General features: G+C 32.2%; 16 protein-coding genes and 1 tRNA gene. 9 read left to right on the forward strand and 8 right to left on the reverse strand.

Annotated features, from left to right (window positions below; all coding sequences use genetic code 11):
* Positions 1-32 precede the first annotated feature (32 nt).
* Positions 33-1,379: a DEAD/DEAH box helicase gene (locus AAEO58_RS06620; protein ID WP_341682824.1), complete on the reverse strand. Its 1,347-nt coding sequence runs from the start codon at positions 1,377-1,379 to the stop codon at positions 33-35.
* Between the two features lie 144 nt (positions 1,380-1,523).
* On the opposite strand from AAEO58_RS06620, the gene AAEO58_RS06625 reads away from it, so the two are divergent.
* On the forward strand, positions 1,524-3,356 hold the full coding sequence (locus AAEO58_RS06625) for a BamA/TamA family outer membrane protein (RefSeq protein WP_341682747.1): 1,833 nt from the start codon (positions 1,524-1,526) through the stop codon (positions 3,354-3,356).
* 245 nt (positions 3,357-3,601) lie between these two features.
* On the opposite strand, the gene hemN is transcribed toward AAEO58_RS06625, so the two are convergent.
* Positions 3,602-4,966, reverse strand: a complete 1,365-nt coding sequence (hemN, locus tag AAEO58_RS06630; RefSeq protein ID WP_341682748.1) for an oxygen-independent coproporphyrinogen III oxidase — start codon at positions 4,964-4,966, stop codon at positions 3,602-3,604.
* 124 nt (positions 4,967-5,090) lie between these two features.
* On the opposite strand from hemN, the gene trxA reads away from it, so the two are divergent.
* The 4 genes from trxA (at position 5,091) to AAEO58_RS06650 (ending at position 6,474) form a co-directional block, all read left to right on the forward strand.
* Positions 5,091-5,411 (forward strand): thioredoxin, encoded by a 321-nt coding sequence (trxA, locus tag AAEO58_RS06635; protein WP_341682825.1) that lies wholly within the window; start codon positions 5,091-5,093, stop codon positions 5,409-5,411.
* A gap of 44 nt (positions 5,412-5,455) precedes the next feature.
* Positions 5,456-5,845, forward strand: coding sequence for a rhodanese-like domain-containing protein (locus tag AAEO58_RS06640; protein WP_291135223.1), 390 nt, complete (start codon positions 5,456-5,458; stop codon positions 5,843-5,845).
* Positions 5,846-5,862: 17 nt separating this feature from the next.
* Entirely contained in the window at positions 5,863-6,075 is a 213-nt protein-coding gene (locus AAEO58_RS06645; protein ID WP_133607348.1) for a YgaP family membrane protein, read from the forward strand.
* Positions 6,076-6,141: 66 nt separating this feature from the next.
* Positions 6,142-6,474, forward strand: coding sequence for a tRNA-binding protein (locus AAEO58_RS06650; protein WP_341682749.1), 333 nt, complete (start codon positions 6,142-6,144; stop codon positions 6,472-6,474).
* 56 nt (positions 6,475-6,530) lie between these two features.
* Here the strand turns inward: AAEO58_RS06650 and AAEO58_RS06655 are convergent, their stop codons facing one another.
* Together AAEO58_RS06655 and AAEO58_RS06660 are read right to left on the reverse strand one after the other, a co-directional pair.
* On the reverse strand, positions 6,531-6,905 hold the full coding sequence (locus tag AAEO58_RS06655) for a PUR family DNA/RNA-binding protein (protein WP_133607344.1): 375 nt from the start codon (positions 6,903-6,905) through the stop codon (positions 6,531-6,533).
* A gap of 70 nt (positions 6,906-6,975) precedes the next feature.
* Positions 6,976-8,742 (reverse strand): ABC transporter ATP-binding protein, encoded by a 1,767-nt coding sequence (locus tag AAEO58_RS06660; RefSeq protein WP_341682750.1) that lies wholly within the window; start codon positions 8,740-8,742, stop codon positions 6,976-6,978.
* A 193-nt stretch (positions 8,743-8,935) separates the two neighbouring features.
* On the opposite strand from AAEO58_RS06660, the gene AAEO58_RS06665 reads away from it, so the two are divergent.
* From AAEO58_RS06665 to yajC, 4 genes are all read left to right on the forward strand, one after another.
* Positions 8,936-10,039: a Glu/Leu/Phe/Val dehydrogenase dimerization domain-containing protein gene (locus tag AAEO58_RS06665; protein ID WP_133607340.1), complete on the forward strand. Its 1,104-nt coding sequence runs from the start codon at positions 8,936-8,938 to the stop codon at positions 10,037-10,039.
* Positions 10,040-10,122: 83 nt separating this feature from the next.
* Positions 10,123-11,064, forward strand: coding sequence for a transcription antitermination factor NusB (nusB, locus tag AAEO58_RS06670; protein ID WP_162845027.1), 942 nt, complete (start codon positions 10,123-10,125; stop codon positions 11,062-11,064).
* A 12-nt stretch (positions 11,065-11,076) separates the two neighbouring features.
* Positions 11,077-11,535: a DUF1573 domain-containing protein gene (locus AAEO58_RS06675; RefSeq protein ID WP_341682751.1), complete on the forward strand. Its 459-nt coding sequence runs from the start codon at positions 11,077-11,079 to the stop codon at positions 11,533-11,535.
* Positions 11,536-11,556: 21 nt separating this feature from the next.
* On the forward strand, positions 11,557-11,823 hold the full coding sequence (gene yajC / locus AAEO58_RS06680; RefSeq protein ID WP_133607336.1) for a preprotein translocase subunit YajC: 267 nt from the start codon (positions 11,557-11,559) through the stop codon (positions 11,821-11,823).
* Positions 11,824-11,895: 72 nt separating this feature from the next.
* Here yajC and pepT read toward each other — a convergent pair whose 3' ends face one another.
* The 4 genes from pepT to AAEO58_RS06700 all read right to left on the reverse strand — a co-directional run bounded on the left by pepT (position 11,896) and on the right by AAEO58_RS06700 (position 15,109).
* Positions 11,896-13,140 (reverse strand): peptidase T, encoded by a 1,245-nt coding sequence (gene pepT / locus AAEO58_RS06685; protein WP_341682752.1) that lies wholly within the window; start codon positions 13,138-13,140, stop codon positions 11,896-11,898.
* Positions 13,141-13,290: 150 nt separating this feature from the next.
* Positions 13,291-13,368: transfer RNA gene (locus AAEO58_RS06690), tRNA-Val, on the reverse strand.
* A gap of 82 nt (positions 13,369-13,450) precedes the next feature.
* Positions 13,451-13,837: a DUF4258 domain-containing protein gene (locus tag AAEO58_RS06695; protein WP_290819654.1), complete on the reverse strand. Its 387-nt coding sequence runs from the start codon at positions 13,835-13,837 to the stop codon at positions 13,451-13,453.
* Positions 13,838-13,912: 75 nt separating this feature from the next.
* Entirely contained in the window at positions 13,913-15,109 is a 1,197-nt protein-coding gene (locus tag AAEO58_RS06700) for an alanine dehydrogenase (protein ID WP_341682753.1), read from the reverse strand.
* Between the last annotated feature and the right edge of the window lie 32 nt (positions 15,110-15,141).

Consider the following 15,141-nt stretch of genomic DNA (forward strand, 5'->3'; position numbering starts at 1 on the left):
AGTGACGGTAATGTTATGCGTAGTTATAAGAATTATTTCTTCTTTCTCTTCTCGTCTCTTTTACGTTCGATATTTCTATTTCTCGATTCAGTTTTACGTGGTTTACGTTTTCCTGGACCACCAAGGTTTACTTTAGCATTTTTATCTTTTTTCTTGTGAAAGGCTTCACCACCTTCTTTTTTAGGTGTTTTCAGCAAGAATTTCATTTTTTTCTTTTCCTTTTCGAAATCCAAATAGCGTTCTTCGATTTTTAAATCTTCGGGAAGTGGAAGTTCTTTAATTTCAGTATTCATTAATAATTCTACCTCAATTTTTGCTTCTACTTCACTTGGTGAAACCAAACTGATTGCAATACCTGTTTTATCAGCACGTCCTGTTCTACCAATACGGTGCATGTATTTTTCTGGCTCTTCGGTAAATTGTAAATTGATTACGTGTGTAATATCGGAAATATCTAAACCACGCGCCATAATATCAGTAGTTACTAAACCTCTTAATTCGCCCGCTTGAAAAGAAGCCATGGTATTTAAACGGTAATTTTGCGATTTATTCGAGTGAATTACACCAAATTGCTCTGGAAATTCTTCGTCTAATGTTTCAAAAACCAAATCAACAATACGTTTGTTGTTTACGAAAATTAAAACACGTTCCATGGTTTCGGTTTCACGAACCAAGTGTTTCAACATGTTTAATTTCGTAAGGAAATTTGGAACTTGATATACAATTTGTTCAATTTGTTCTAATGGAGTTCCACTTTGTGCCAAAGAAACTTCTTCAGGAAATTCGAAGTATTCATCTAGCATCGCATCTACTTCATCGGTCATAGTTGCCGAAAATAAGATGTTTTGTTTTTTCCCACGCATCATCGATAAAATCGAAGTCAATTGGGCACGGAATCCTAAGTTTAAGATTTCGTCAAATTCGTCAATAACTAATTTTTGTAATTCATCGAAACGTAAAACTCCGTCAAGACCTAAATCCATTACACGGCCTGGCGTTCCTACTAAAATATCAACACCTTGCGCTAATGCTTTTCGTTGCGTATTGATGTTAACTCCACCATAAATGCCAAGTGTTCTAACACTCATGTATTTGGTCAATTTTTCAACTTCTTCTACAACTTGTACTACTAATTCACGCGTTGGAACTAAAATAACAATTCTTGCTGATTCGTTATTTTGAAATTTCCATTGTTTTAGAATAGGAAGTAGATAGGCAAAGGTTTTTCCAGTTCCTGTTTGTGCAATTCCCATCATGTCTCTTCCTGAAAGAATTACAGAATGCGATTTTTCTTGAATAGGTGTAGCGTGAACAAAACCTAATTCGTCTAATGCTTTTTGTAGTGATTTTGGTAAATCGAATTCTTGGAACGTTTTCATGTGTGTAAATAAAATTGTTTGCAAAGGTACATAAACTTTTTGGAATGAATTTTAACATCTTGGAAGTGGTACTAAATTTGATTTTATAACGTTTTATCGGAATTGTGTAATAATTATTCGATTTTATAGTAATAGTTTTGTAGGGTGAAAAAGAATATCCTATTTTTTATTGTTTTTATCTTTTGTTTTCATTCTTCGGGCACTTTTGCTCAGAATGTTATACAAGAGAAGGATAGTATTTCTATTTATCAAGATATTAATGATTTTTCAAAAAAAAGTAAGTTTTCACGATTTATTTACAAACTATTATTTAGAGAATCAGCATTAAAAGCTGAGAATTTAATTCCTTCAAAACCTAAAAAGAAAGAAAAAGTTGTAAGTAAATATCAAGAAGGAAAGATTATCCGAAATATAACCATTGAAACACTGGATCCTTTTGGTTATTCCGTTACGAACGAGAAAAAAGTTCCGAAACGAAGTATGGAAAAATTTGGTAATTCAATTCATATCAGAACGAAAGAAGTTACTATTAGAAATATTATGCTTTTTAAGAAGCATGATAAATTAGATTCCAAGTTATTGCTCGAATCGGAACGTTTGATACGAAGTCAACGTTACATTCGTGAAGTTACGATTGTTCCAATAGATATTGCAAACAGTAAAGATTCCATTGATATAAAGATTCGAGTTTTAGATTCCTGGACATTAATTCCAACAGGTAGTTTGTCGTCAAGTGAAAGCAGTGCTAAATTAACGGAGCGTAACATTTTAGGATTTGGACATTTAATTAGTGGAAACATCAAAAATCGTTTTGACACAAAAGAGCGAGCAGTTTATGCGCAATATTCTATCAATAATATTAAAAACACTTACATCCGCTTGGATTTGGATTACGCAAATGATTACAATAACGATAGTAAGAGAAGTATCAATATTAATCGACCATTTTACTCCGTAATTACAAAAAATGCGGGTGGTGCTTTTTTTGAAAACCGATTGAGAACGGAACAATTTCCGGTATTAGACACTATTTCATTGCAAAATGTTTCATATGATTTTCAGGAATATTGGTATGGTAGAGCTTTTAAAATAAATCCAAAATCAAATCCTGAGCGTTATTTTAATAACATGGTTTTAGCGTTGACCTATAATCAAAAAGTTTTTGGACAAATGCCAGCGGCTGTTTTAGATCCTACTTCTTATTTTTCAAATGAAAAAAACTGGATAGGAATGATTGGTTTTTCTAAGCAAAAGTTTTACCAAGATAAGTTTGTTTTCAACTACAACATTACTGAGGATATTCCATATGGAGAAAATATTGCTTTAATTGTAGGTCATCAAGAAAAGAACAGCAATTCTAGATTGTATACTGGATTGAGTGTATCTTATGGAAAAAAATATTCTTTTGGTTATGCTAGTGGTTTTGCCGAATGGGGCAGTTTTTATGATGCAGGTTTAACAGAACAAACCACTTTTAAACTAGGATTGAATTATTTTAGTCCGCTTATTTCATGGGGGAATTGGCGTTTTAGACAGTTTGTGAAACCGACTTACGTTTGGGGAAATAATCGAGATGATTCGTTCAAAGACCGTTTGACTTTACTCGATGAAGATGGGTTGCCCGGATTTAACAATCGTTTGAACGGAACCCAAAAATGGACTGTTTCTTTTCAAACGCAATCTTATATTCCCGGTAGTTGGTATGGCTTCCGATTTAGTCCGTATTTCAACACGACACTTGGTTCTTTGGCAAACGAAAAAGCTTTATTCTCAAGTAAAGTGTATTCGAAATTTAGCATTGGTGCACTAATAAATAATGACTTTTTAGTGTTTAATAGTTTCCAAATTTCGTTTTCGTATTATCCAACAATTCCTTTTGAAGGTGATGGAATCAACAAGTTTAATTCGTTTGAAAACACGAATTTATCACTTTACGATTTTCAATTATCTAAACCAGGCTATATTCGATATGAGTAGTTTTTTGGTTTCAAGTTTCAAGTTTCAAGTTTTTACACAGAGATACACAGAGTTTTTTTTAACTTAGTTAACGTTGAAAGAGATACATGGAGACGTTTGACTTTTTCTTAATTCTCAAAACACTTTACGTCTAGTTTGTCATGCTGTCAAGCATCTCTTTTATGAACTTTACTCAACTTAACAATTCACTTTTTCCTTATATGACTTATATGTTTTTGTTTCAGGTTTTAAGTTTCAAGTTGAACTTAAATCGTCATTGAGAATAATTTAGTTTCTGGAGCTTTTCTAATTAAACGTAAATCAAATGCCATACAAATATTACGAACGAAAGGTTTTCCTTTTTCGGTAACCGTTATCGAGTTGTCTTGAATAGTAAGCAAACCATCCTCTTGCATTTCTTCTAAACTAGTTAAAACTGATGATAATTCAGGAAAATCTAACGCTTCATCTTTCCAAGAAGTAGTAAACTGACACATTAAATTCAAAATATGTCTTCTGATAATTAAGTCTTCGGCCGATAATAAATGTCCTCTAAAAACAGGTAATTGGTCTTCGGCTAAATGCGTATAATAATCTTCGATTGTTTTTTCATTTTGAGCAAAACTGTACCAACTATCGCTAATTGACGAAACGCCTAATCCAATCATTAACTGCGTTTTTGAGGCGGTATACCCCATGAAATTACGATGTAGTTTTCCTTCTTTGAATGAAGTAAACATACTGTCATTTTCTAATGCAAAATGATCCATTCCAATTTCGTGGTAACCATTTTGTGCTAGTTGTTTTTTGCCTTCTTCATACAACATGCGTTTTTCATCATCTTTTGGCAAATCCTCATCTTTAAAACCGCGCTGTCCGTTTCCTTTAATCCATGGCACGTGAGCATAGCTGTAAAATGCTAATCTATCGGGTTGTAAAGATTTGGTTTTGTCTATCGTGTCTTTCACATCGTCTAATGTTTGAAAAGGTAATCCGAAAATTAAATCGTGTCCAACAGAAGTGTAGCCAATTTCTTTCGCCCAAAACGTAACTTTTGCTACGTTATGAAAAGGTTGAATACGGTGAATTGCTTCTTGTACTTTTGGTGAATAATCTTGCACTCCAAAACTCACGCGTCTAAATCCTAAATCATATAGTGTTTGTAAATGGTGTCGAGTTGTGTTATTTGGATGCCCTTCAAAACTAAACTCATGTTCTTCGGCTTTTGTTGCATATTGAAAAATTCCGTTTATCAAGCGTTCTAAATTTTCAGGCGAAAAGAACGTTGGAGTTCCGCCACCTAAATGAATTTCTTTGATGATTGGTTTTCTTGGAAATAAATCACAATACAATTTCCATTCTTTAATTACGGCTGTAATGTATGGATCTTCAACCTCATGACGTTTTGTAATTCGCTTGTTGCAACCACAAAAAGTACACAAACTTTCGCAAAACGGAAGGTGAATATATAAGCTTATACCTTCGGTAGCATTTGATTCTTTAAAAGATTGTAGAAGCGTACGTTTCCAATCTTCTAAATGGAATTTTTCCTCTTCCCAATAAGGAACAGTAGGATAACTGGTATAGCGAGGTCCTGGAACGTTATATTTTTGGACGATTGAGACTGACATGACGATAGATTTTTAGCACAATACAAACTTAGCACGCTTCTAAAGAATAAAAAATGATAATTATCATATTGAACTTGTGTAACAAATATTACAGAAATAAAGTCTTTTGAATTGTATCTTTGAAATTGAAAAAATAAAGATTATGAACGCAAAATTTAATGATATAATTAACGGTAATGATTTGGTTTTAGTAGATTTCTATGCCGATTGGTGTGGACCGTGTAAAATGATGTCGCCTATATTGCAAGAAGTGAAAACTAATTTAAAAGAAGCTGTAAAAATTATAAAAGTGAATGTCGATCAACATCAAGATTTGGCTAGTCATTTTATGGTTCGAGGAGTTCCTACTTTGATGTTATTTAAAACGGGTAAAATGCTTTGGAGACAATCAGGAGTTTTAAGTTCAAAAGATTTAACAGATATTATCAGTAATCATTTGAATTAATTTTTTTGTATATTTAGATTCGAAAACATAAAAAAAATAGAATAATGAAGATAAAAGTATTGAGTTTAATGTTCCTTTTGTTAGGATTTACCTCTTGTTTGAAAAATCAAGCTGATGGTGTGCAAGTTTTAGATGTAGCCACTTATGAGAAAAAAATGACACAACCTGATGTTCAGTTGGTTGATGTTCGTACACCAGAAGAATTTAGTCAAGGTCATATTGAAAATGCTGTGAATATCGATTTTATGGCGGATGATTTTGATGCCAAAGTTGCAAGTTTAGATAAAGAAAAACCTGTAATGGTGTATTGTAAATCAGGTGGAAGAAGTGCTAAAGCTTCTGCGAGATTGAAAGAATTAGGATTTAAGACCATAACCGACTTAGAAGGCGGAATTACAAACTGGACAAGCGAAGAAAAACCAACCGTTAAATAAATTTAATACGTTAGATTATGAAGAAAAATATTGGAACTGCTGATCGTTTTGTTCGAGTTATGATTGGTGTTATTGCTATTATACTAGGACTTTCAGGAATTTTGGAAGGAAATTTAAAATGGATTGCTTTGGGTGTTGGAGCCGTTATGATTATTGTAGCTTCGGTACAGTTTTGCCCGTTTTACACCTTGTTTGGAATCAATACTTGCAAAGTAAAAGCAAAAAAATAAATACGATTTAACGTCTAATATAAGTATGATTTACTTCCGTAAATTGTACTTTTTTATTTTATAAATATGATAACTTGGCATGATTTTGAAAAAGTAGAAATGCGCGTTGGAACAATTTTAGAAGTTCAAGATTTTCCTAAGGCAAATAAACCAGCATATCAATTAACGATTTATTTTGGTGTTGAATTGGGCATCAAAAAATCATCTGCTCAAATTACCAAACGTTATTCAAAAGAAGATTTACTTGGGAAACAAATTATCGCAGTTGTCAATTTTCCTAAAAAACAAATCGCTGATTTTATGAGCGAATGTTTGGTTTTGGGTTCAGTAGGTGAGGAGAATGATATTGTTTTGCTGACTTCTGATGTACCGGTTGAAAATGGGTTACGAATTGGATAAAAAAAAATCCCAAACTCTTTTTTAGAATTTGGGATTTGTATTTTAAAATCTGATGATTAAATATCGTCAAAATCAATATTAGTAAAACTTTCTGCTGATTTTATTTCTTCGTTATCTTCAGCATAGATTTCTCTTTTGAAATCTTTTTGGTGTCTTTCCGAAATTACTTCTTCACCTTTTTGGTCTAAAACAAAATCAGTCATTTCGTCTAAAATTTCTCTGAAAGCAGCGAAATCTTCTTTGTACAAATAAATTTTGTGTTTTTTAAAGTGAAATGAACCATCTTCTTCTGTAAACTTTTTACTTTCAGTAATGGTAATGTAGTAATCATCTGCTTTTGTAGCTCTTACATCAAAGAAATACGTTCTTCTTCCTGCACGCAATACTTTAGAAAAAATATCTTCTTTTTCTAACATGTCATTTTCTCTCATAATCCTACTGTCAATTAATTAGTGTTATAGCGTCTCAAAAATCTAAAAAAAAATCGGATTAAACAAAAGTTTAGTCAATTTCTTTTTCCGAAAGTTGTTTTAAGTATAACTCTTTGTAGTAGCCATTTTGTTCTAATAGTTGATTATGAGTGCCTTGCTCAATGATTTTTCCTTTCTCTAAAATGATAATCCAATCCGCATTTTTAGCCGATGACACTCGGTGACTTACAATAATGGTAGTTTTGTCTTTGCAATATGCTAACAAGTTGTTCAGTATAGTTTCTTCGGTTTCTGTATCAATGGCACTCAAACAGTCATCTAAAAGTAATACAGGAGCGTTTTTAATTAATGCTCTAGCAATGGAAACTCGTTGCTTTTGTCCACCTGATAATGTAATCCCTCGTTCGCCTAAAACCGTTTCGTATTGCTGATTGAAATTCATAATGTTATCATGAACTACCGCTTTTTTTGCAGCTTCCATTACTTCTTCATCGGTAGCATTTTCGTTACCAAATTTGATGTTGTTTTTAATGCTATCCGAAAACAAGAAAGCATCTTGTGGCACCACACTAATTTGATTACGTAAATCGAATAAATTTAAGTCTTTAATGTCTTTGTTGTCGATATAAACTGTTCCTGAATTGGTGTCATATAAACGGCTAATCAAAGTTAAAAGCGTTGATTTTCCAGAACCCGTTTTTCCCAAAACAGCTAAGGTTTTTCCTTTTTTAACTTCAAACGAAATCTTGTCTAGAGCTTTGATATTAGTATCATCATATTCAAACGAAACATTGTCAAATTTAATATCACCTTCAATTGTAGAATGACTGCTGTTGGTGTTTTTAATCTCTGGTTCTTCTTTTAGGAATTCGTTAATACGTTTTTGAGAAGCTTCTGCCTCTTGAACCAATGACGAAACCCAACCTAAAGATGCCACAGGCCAAGTTAACATGTTGATGTATAAAATGAATTGGGCAATTACTCCAATACTATTAATTTCGGGGTCGTTATTAATGTACATAGAACCACCAACATACACCACAACCAAGTTACTCAATCCAATAAGTAAAATCATTAACGGACCGAAAAGCGAATTTACTTTAGCTAAATCCATTGCTTTTACCTTACTTTCATTGCTTAAATCGGTAAATTCTTGTTGTTTTTTATTCTCAATTGCATACGCTTTTATCACGCGAATTCCTGAAAAAATTTCTTGCGTAAAAGAAGATAATGTGGATAAATTTTGTTGAAAATCACCACTCTTCTTATGAATCATAGAGCTAATTTTGAAAATACTGTACGATAAAAGTGGTAATGGTAATAAAGAATATAAAGTAAGTTTAGGTGATATGTTATACATGTAAATCACCACAATAGTAAAACGCATTAAGGTATTTAATGAGTACATAACAGCAGGACCAACATACATTCTTACTTTTCCAACGTCTTCACTAATTCGACTCATTAAGTCACCAGTACGATTGCGTTTGTAGAAACTTTGAGTTAGGGTTTGGTAGTGATTAAAAATTTCATTCTTCAAATCAAATTCTACATGGCGCGACATTACAATTAAAGTCTGACGCATCAAGAATGTAAAAAATCCAGCTATAATAGTGGTAGCTAAGATTAAAAGAATGTTTTTTACTAGTAATTCTTTCTGAAAAGGAATATCATTTGTAGGGTGATTCACATAATCTTCAATCACTTTAATAGAGTTACCAATTAACTCAGGAGTGAATAAAGAAAATATTTGTGCGATTATAGTGATTAATATTCCTAGTAGGAAACGATATTTATATTTGACAAAGTATTTGTTTAAATATTGCAGTTCTTTCATAGTAATCTTTAGTGTGATAATGAATTGTTATCAAATTAATTAAAAAGGTAATCAATTGATAATGAATGATTATCGGTTTTTTTAGCTTTTCATTGCTAAATTATTAAAATAAATATAATTTTTTGAATCAATTTAAAATTATTCGTAATATTGTAATTAAATATTGAATAATTTTCAACCCAACTCAAATCACATGACAGCAGAATTATTAAAAGCGAATGAGCTTCATAAAGTAGACCCAGTATTCGGTCAGGTTTCTTTTGATGGTCATGAACAAGTTGTATTTTGTCACGACAAAGATACAGGATTAAAAGCAATTATTGGAATTCATAACACAGTTTTAGGACCTGCTTTAGGAGGAACTAGAATGTGGAATTATACTAACGAATGGGAAGCGTTAAACGACGTTTTACGTTTGTCTCGTGGAATGACTTTCAAAAACTCAATTTCGGGATTAAATTTAGGTGGAGGAAAAGCAGTTATCATTGGTGACGCTAAAACACAAAAAACTCCTGAATTAATGCGTCGTTTTGGACAATTTGTAGATTCATTATCTGGAAAATATATCACTGCAGAAGATGTAGGAATGGAAACTAAAGACATGGATACAGTAAATGAAGTAACGAAACACGTTGCGGGTATTTCAGTTGAAAGAGGTGGTTCTGGAAATCCTTCTCCTGTAACAGCTTACGGAGTTTTCATGGGAATGAAAGCAGCTGCTAAATACAAATATGGTTCTGATAGTTTAGAAGGAAAAAAAGTATTAGTACAAGGAATTGGTCACGTGGGTGAAGTGTTAGTACAACACTTAACAGAAAGTGGTGCTTTAGTTACGATTACTGATATTAACGAGGATAGAGTAAACCAAGTAGGAGCGAAGTACGGCGCTAAAATTTATACAGGTGCTGATTTATATAGTGCTGATGTAGATATTTATGCACCTTGTGCTTTAGGAGCTACTATTAACGATGCTACTATCAATAATATAAAAGCTTCTATCATTGCTGGTGCGGCAAATAACCAATTAGCAAACGAAGCAATTCACGGAAAAATCTTAAAAGAGAAAGGTATTTTATATGCGCCTGATTTCTTAATTAACGCTGGAGGTGTTATCAATGTGTATTCTGAATTAGTAAAATGGACGAATGCTCAGGTGATGGAAAAAACAGAAAACATCTATAACACAGCATTAGAGATTTTCAAATTTGCAGATGATAACAACATTACTACGCATCAAGCAGCCTTTTCAATGGCGCAAAAACGTATTGATGATGCAAAAAATGAATTAAAGAAGTAATTCGTTTTAAATAAAATTGTATTTTTGCAGAGCGAAAGAGGTAACTTTTTCGCTCTCTTAATTTTATAAAGTTCTTAATTAGTATGTTAAACAGAAGACATATCCGAGTAAAAGTGATGCAAAGTATTTATGCAATGCACCAACACCAATCTGATAATTTGGATAAAGAAGAAAAATTCCTTTTTCAAAGTATCGAAAATACCCAAAACTTGTATCTTTTATTGCTTTCAGCACTTATCGAAATCAAAAAGAAAGAAGAGGAATACATCGAATTGGCTTCTAAAAAACACTTAGCTACTAAAGAAGAGCGTCATCCAAATTTAAAATTCATCAACAATAAAGCTTTGGTTTTATTAACCGAATCAGAAGCATTAGAAACGGCTTTAGATGATAATAACATCAACAACTGGAAATTGAATGATGATATTATTTTAGGTTTAATAGACACTATTAAAGAAAGCGAATTGTACCAAAACTACATGGAAAAATCAACTAGTAGTTTTGAAGATGATAAAAACTTTATTGCCGATTTATATACCGAAGTAATTGCTCCAAGTGATCGTTTATACGATTATTTAGAAGATTATAAATTAACTTGGGTGGATGATTTACCAGGAATCAATACTTTGATTGTGAAGCAAATCAAACAATTAAAATCGGAACATGATGCATTGGTAATTCCAAAAGTGTATAAAGATTCTGATGATAAAGAGTTTGTAAAGAATTTGTTTAGAAAAACAGTTTTAAACGAAGTTGAATTATCTAAAGAATATATCGATAAAACACCAAATTGGGATGTAGAACGTATTGCCGAAATTGATACCATTATTTTAAAAATGGCAATTTGTGAGTTATTGAAATTTCCATCTATTCCTACTAAAGTAACAATTAACGAATATTTAGAAATTGCAAAAGAATATTCTACACCAAAAAGTAGTATTTTTATCAACGGAATTTTGGACAACTTAGTAAAAGAGTTTGACCGAGATGGAAAATTGAACAAAGCAGGTAGAGGTTTATTATAAAATTTTAAAAATATGATAAGAAAATCAGTTGGGTTATTCGCCCTTTCATTAATTGTGTTAGCAACAGCTTGTAAGCAAGAAAGTGCAGCAGATAAAATTACAGATGCTGATATGAAATCGATTGAAGCAGAGAGAGCTTTAATTGGTAAATTTCCTAAAGTAGAATTAGATAAAGAAGTTCACGATTTTGGGACCATTAATGAAGGTGATGTTGTTGAAACTGAATTTATAGTTAAAAATGTAGGTGAAACAGATTTAGTGATATCTGATGCTAAAGGAAGTTGTGGTTGTACAGTTCCAGAACCACCGAAAGAACCTATAAAACCAGGAGCTTCAGCACCAATAAAAGTGTCTTTTGATTCAAAAGGTAAACCAGGATCACAAGAAAAAACAGTAACATTAACGACCAATTCAGAAAATGGTCATGAAACGTTCAAAATTAAAGCAAATGTAACACCAGCTGCTAAGTAGTAGCTAAATAATAAATAAATTATGAATCCAAGTTTAGCAATACAAATTGTATTAATGATTGCCGTGTTTTATTTCTTGTTAATAAGACCACAACAACAAAGAGCCAAAAAAGAGAAAGCATTTGAAGCCGGATTAAAAGTAGGTGATAAAATCATCACTAAATCAGGAATTCATGGAAAAATTGCTGAAATGAATGATGATACTATCGTAGTTGAAACTATGGCAGGAAAAATCAAAATGGAAAAATCAGCTATTTCAATGGAAATGAGTGCTAAATTGAAAGCATAATTTCATTTTAAATAAAAGTAAAGCCGAATTTCAATTAAGAAATTCGGCTTTTTTATAATATATTATGTTTAATTATTTGCTAATTGATCCAGTAATTTCGGCAATTTTCACAATCACTTCAGTAGCTTTTACCATACTTTCAACTGGAACGTATTCGTATTTTCCATGGAAATTGTGTCCTCCAGCAAAGATATTAGGACAAGGTAAACCTTTATAAGACAACTGGCAACCATCAGTTCCACCACGAATTGGTTTAATTAATGGTTTTATGCCTAATTCTTTCATTGCTTTTTCGGCAATTTCTACGATATGAAAAACAGGTTTTACCTTTTCTTTCATGTTATAGTATTGGTCTTTTACTTCCGCAATTACGATTTCTTCACCAAATTGTTTTTTCCACTTTTTATTGAATTTATTCGCTAATTCGTGAATAAATTCTTTTCTTTCTTTGAATTTTTTTGCACTATGGTCGCGAATAATTAATTCTACCACAGTTTCTTCTATACTTCCAGAAATTCCAACTACGTGAAAAAATCCTTCATAACCTTTGGTTTTTTCTGGGATTTCGTTCTTTGGTAATTTCGAAATAAATTGATTCGCTAAAAGCATTGAGTTAATCATTTTTCCTTTAGCATAACCAGGGTGAACGCTTTTTCCTTTGAAAATAATTTTAGCTCCTGCGGCATTAAAATTTTCATATTCTAATTCACCAATTTGACTTCCGTCCATGGTATAAGCCCATTCGCAACCAAATTTTTCAACATCAAATTTATGTGCGCCACGACCAATTTCTTCATCAGGCGTAAATCCTACACGAATTTTTCCGTGTTTGATTTCTGGATGTTGAATTAAATGTTCCATCGCCGACATGATTTCAGTAATTCCGGCTTTGTCATCGGCACCTAGAAGCGTAGTTCCGTCAGTAGTAATTAAAGTTTGTCCTTTATATTGTAACAAGTCTTTAAAGTAACTTGGTGATAAAATGATGTTTTGTTTTTTGTTTAAAACAATATCACCACCATCATAATTTTTTACAATTTGAGGCTTTACGTTAGCTCCAGTAAAATCAGGAGTCGTGTCATAATGAGAAACAAATCCGATAGTTGGAACTTCATGTTTGACATTGCTTTCTAAAGTAGCCATTACGTAACCATTTTTATCAATAGTTACTTCAGTCATTCCCATTGCTTTTAGTTCTTTGACTAGTAAATTAGCAAGGTCTAATTGTTTTTTTGTACTTGGAGTAGTGTCAGAATTAGGATCTGATTCGGTATCAATTGTTACGTAGCTTATAAAGCGATCGATTATGTGTTGCATGAATTTTTAAATTTATACAAATATAGGGAATGAAGTAGTTATTTTAAAATTCTAATGAGTTTAATAAGTATTGTATGAATTGTTTGAAAACTACTAATTTTAGACACATTTCTAAAAACAAAAAATCCCACATTTCTGTAGGATTTAACTTGGTGGGCGATGAGGGGTTCGAACCCCCGACCCCCTCGGTGTAAACGAGGTGCTCTGAACCAGCTGAGCTAATCGCCCCAATAAATTGCTTTACTATTACCGTATTGCGAGTGCAAATATACAAGGAATATTTGTTTCTGCAAGTGTTTTGAAGAAAAAATTACTTTTTTTCTATCTTTTCTAACAAGACTTTGTTGGTGTAATTTACCATTGTAATGGTAATTTCTTCATTATTAGCAGTTTTGCCTTCAATTACATAAATCTTACCTTTTCTATATGGTTCATTACTTTTATCAAAATCTACATCACCATAGCGTAAACTTTCTTTAATATCTTCCATTGTAACCCATTTTTCAGATAAAGATTTCTTAGCAAGTGTATCAATATCTAATGATTTACTTCTTAAATCTTTTAAAACACGACAATTTGGTAAATAGCAAAATTCTACACCTTTATCATTTGCTTTTGCTTTTAAAAACCAAATTACAAATATTGCTCCTAAAAATAATCCAAATAAGTAGTAGGCTAAACGAAACTGAAACTTCATAATAGTATAATTTGTGCAAATTTAGTATAAATTATACACATAAACACGTAGATTTTGTTGTGATTTGAAGTAATATTAAAAAACAATCAAGTTGATATCTCGATATTCTAAATTGAACCAATCGGCAATAGCTTTATTGGTTAAAACACCATGATAAGAATAAATTCCGTGCTTTAAACCTCTGTTGCAACGAATAGCGGTTTCAATTCCTCCATCGTCTGCAATGTGTAATAAGAATGGAGAAATAATGTTACTAATCGACATAGAAGCCGTTTTAGAATATCGAGAAGGAATATTTGGAACACAATAATGAATTACTCCGTTTTTAATAAAGGTTGGTTTTTCATGAGTAGTGACTTCTGAAGTTTCAAAACAACCTCCAGTATCAATACTAACATCTACAATAACAGCTCCTTTTTTCATATGTTCTACCATAGTTTCAGTAACTACAATTGGAGCACGGTTTTTACCTTTCATAGCTCCGATAGCAACATCGCAACGACGCAAAGCTTTTAAAAGCGATTTTTCTTGAATAGTAGAAGTAAATATTCTTTGATTTAATGTGTTTTGCAAACGACGTAATTTTGTTATCGAATTATCAAACACTTTCACAGTTGCGCCTAGTCCTAAAGCGGTTCTGGCAGCATATTCTGCAACTGTTCCTGCACCAATTATGACAACTTTTGTAGGTGGAACTCCTGTAATATTTCCAAACAATAATCCTTTTCCAATGTTTTCACCAATCATCAATTCTGATGCGATCAAAACCGAAGCAGTTCCTGCAATTTCAGATAGTGATTTTACTGCTGGATAGGAACCATCTTCGTCTTTTATGAATTCAAAAGCTAAAGCCGTAATTCTTTTACTAGCTAAAGCTTCAAAATATTCTTTTTTCTGTGTTTTTAATTGAATTGCTGAAATAACAATAGTTTGGGGATTCATCATTTCTAGTTCGGCTAGAGTAGGTGGTTCCACTTTTAAAATCATTGGGCAACCCAATACTTTTTTTGTGTCCTGTGTTATTTCGGCACCCGCATCGCTATATTCTTTATCGGTATAACTTGAACATTCTCCAGCTCCAGCTTCTAACATTACGCGATGTCCGTGTGAAACTAATGAAGAAACCGCATCTGGTGTTAAGCAAATACGACGTTCTTGATAAGAAGTTTCTTTAGGAATTCCAATAAACAACTCACTTTTATGACGCGCCACTTCTAGCTTTTCTTCTTGTGGTAATAGTTGTGATTTCGAAAAAGGACTATAAATGGACATGTTGCGTTGTTTTTTGTGGTACCAATTTAGGA

The sequence above is a fragment of the Flavobacterium helocola genome, assembly GCF_038289885.1.
GTDB lineage: Bacteria > Bacteroidota > Bacteroidia > Flavobacteriales > Flavobacteriaceae > Flavobacterium > Flavobacterium cheniae.

What these genes read in the sequence shown, in the direction of transcription:
- AAEO58_RS06665 (WP_133607340.1), top strand. Translation starts at nt 8,936, where the DNA reads ATGACAGCAGAATTATTAAAAGCGAATGAGCTTCATAAAGTAGACCCA.
- AAEO58_RS06700 (WP_341682753.1), bottom strand. Translation starts at nt 15,109, where the DNA reads ATGTCCATTTATAGTCCTTTTTCGAAATCACAACTATTACCACAAGAA.
- AAEO58_RS06675 (WP_341682751.1), top strand. Translation starts at nt 11,077, where the DNA reads ATGATAAGAAAATCAGTTGGGTTATTCGCCCTTTCATTAATTGTGTTA.
- AAEO58_RS06620 (WP_341682824.1), bottom strand. Translation starts at nt 1,379, where the DNA reads ATGAAAACGTTCCAAGAATTCGATTTACCAAAATCACTACAAAAAGCA.
- AAEO58_RS06640 (WP_291135223.1), top strand. Translation starts at nt 5,456, where the DNA reads ATGAAGATAAAAGTATTGAGTTTAATGTTCCTTTTGTTAGGATTTACC.
- AAEO58_RS06645 (WP_133607348.1), top strand. Translation starts at nt 5,863, where the DNA reads ATGAAGAAAAATATTGGAACTGCTGATCGTTTTGTTCGAGTTATGATT.
- AAEO58_RS06695 (WP_290819654.1), bottom strand. Translation starts at nt 13,837, where the DNA reads ATGAAGTTTCAGTTTCGTTTAGCCTACTACTTATTTGGATTATTTTTA.
- AAEO58_RS06660 (WP_341682750.1), bottom strand. Translation starts at nt 8,742, where the DNA reads ATGAAAGAACTGCAATATTTAAACAAATACTTTGTCAAATATAAATAT.
- nusB (WP_162845027.1), top strand. Translation starts at nt 10,123, where the DNA reads ATGTTAAACAGAAGACATATCCGAGTAAAAGTGATGCAAAGTATTTAT.
- AAEO58_RS06655 (WP_133607344.1), bottom strand. Translation starts at nt 6,905, where the DNA reads ATGAGAGAAAATGACATGTTAGAAAAAGAAGATATTTTTTCTAAAGTA.
- AAEO58_RS06650 (WP_341682749.1), top strand. Translation starts at nt 6,142, where the DNA reads ATGATAACTTGGCATGATTTTGAAAAAGTAGAAATGCGCGTTGGAACA.
- yajC (WP_133607336.1), top strand. Translation starts at nt 11,557, where the DNA reads ATGAATCCAAGTTTAGCAATACAAATTGTATTAATGATTGCCGTGTTT.
- hemN (WP_341682748.1), bottom strand. Translation starts at nt 4,966, where the DNA reads ATGTCAGTCTCAATCGTCCAAAAATATAACGTTCCAGGACCTCGCTAT.
- pepT (WP_341682752.1), bottom strand. Translation starts at nt 13,140, where the DNA reads ATGCAACACATAATCGATCGCTTTATAAGCTACGTAACAATTGATACC.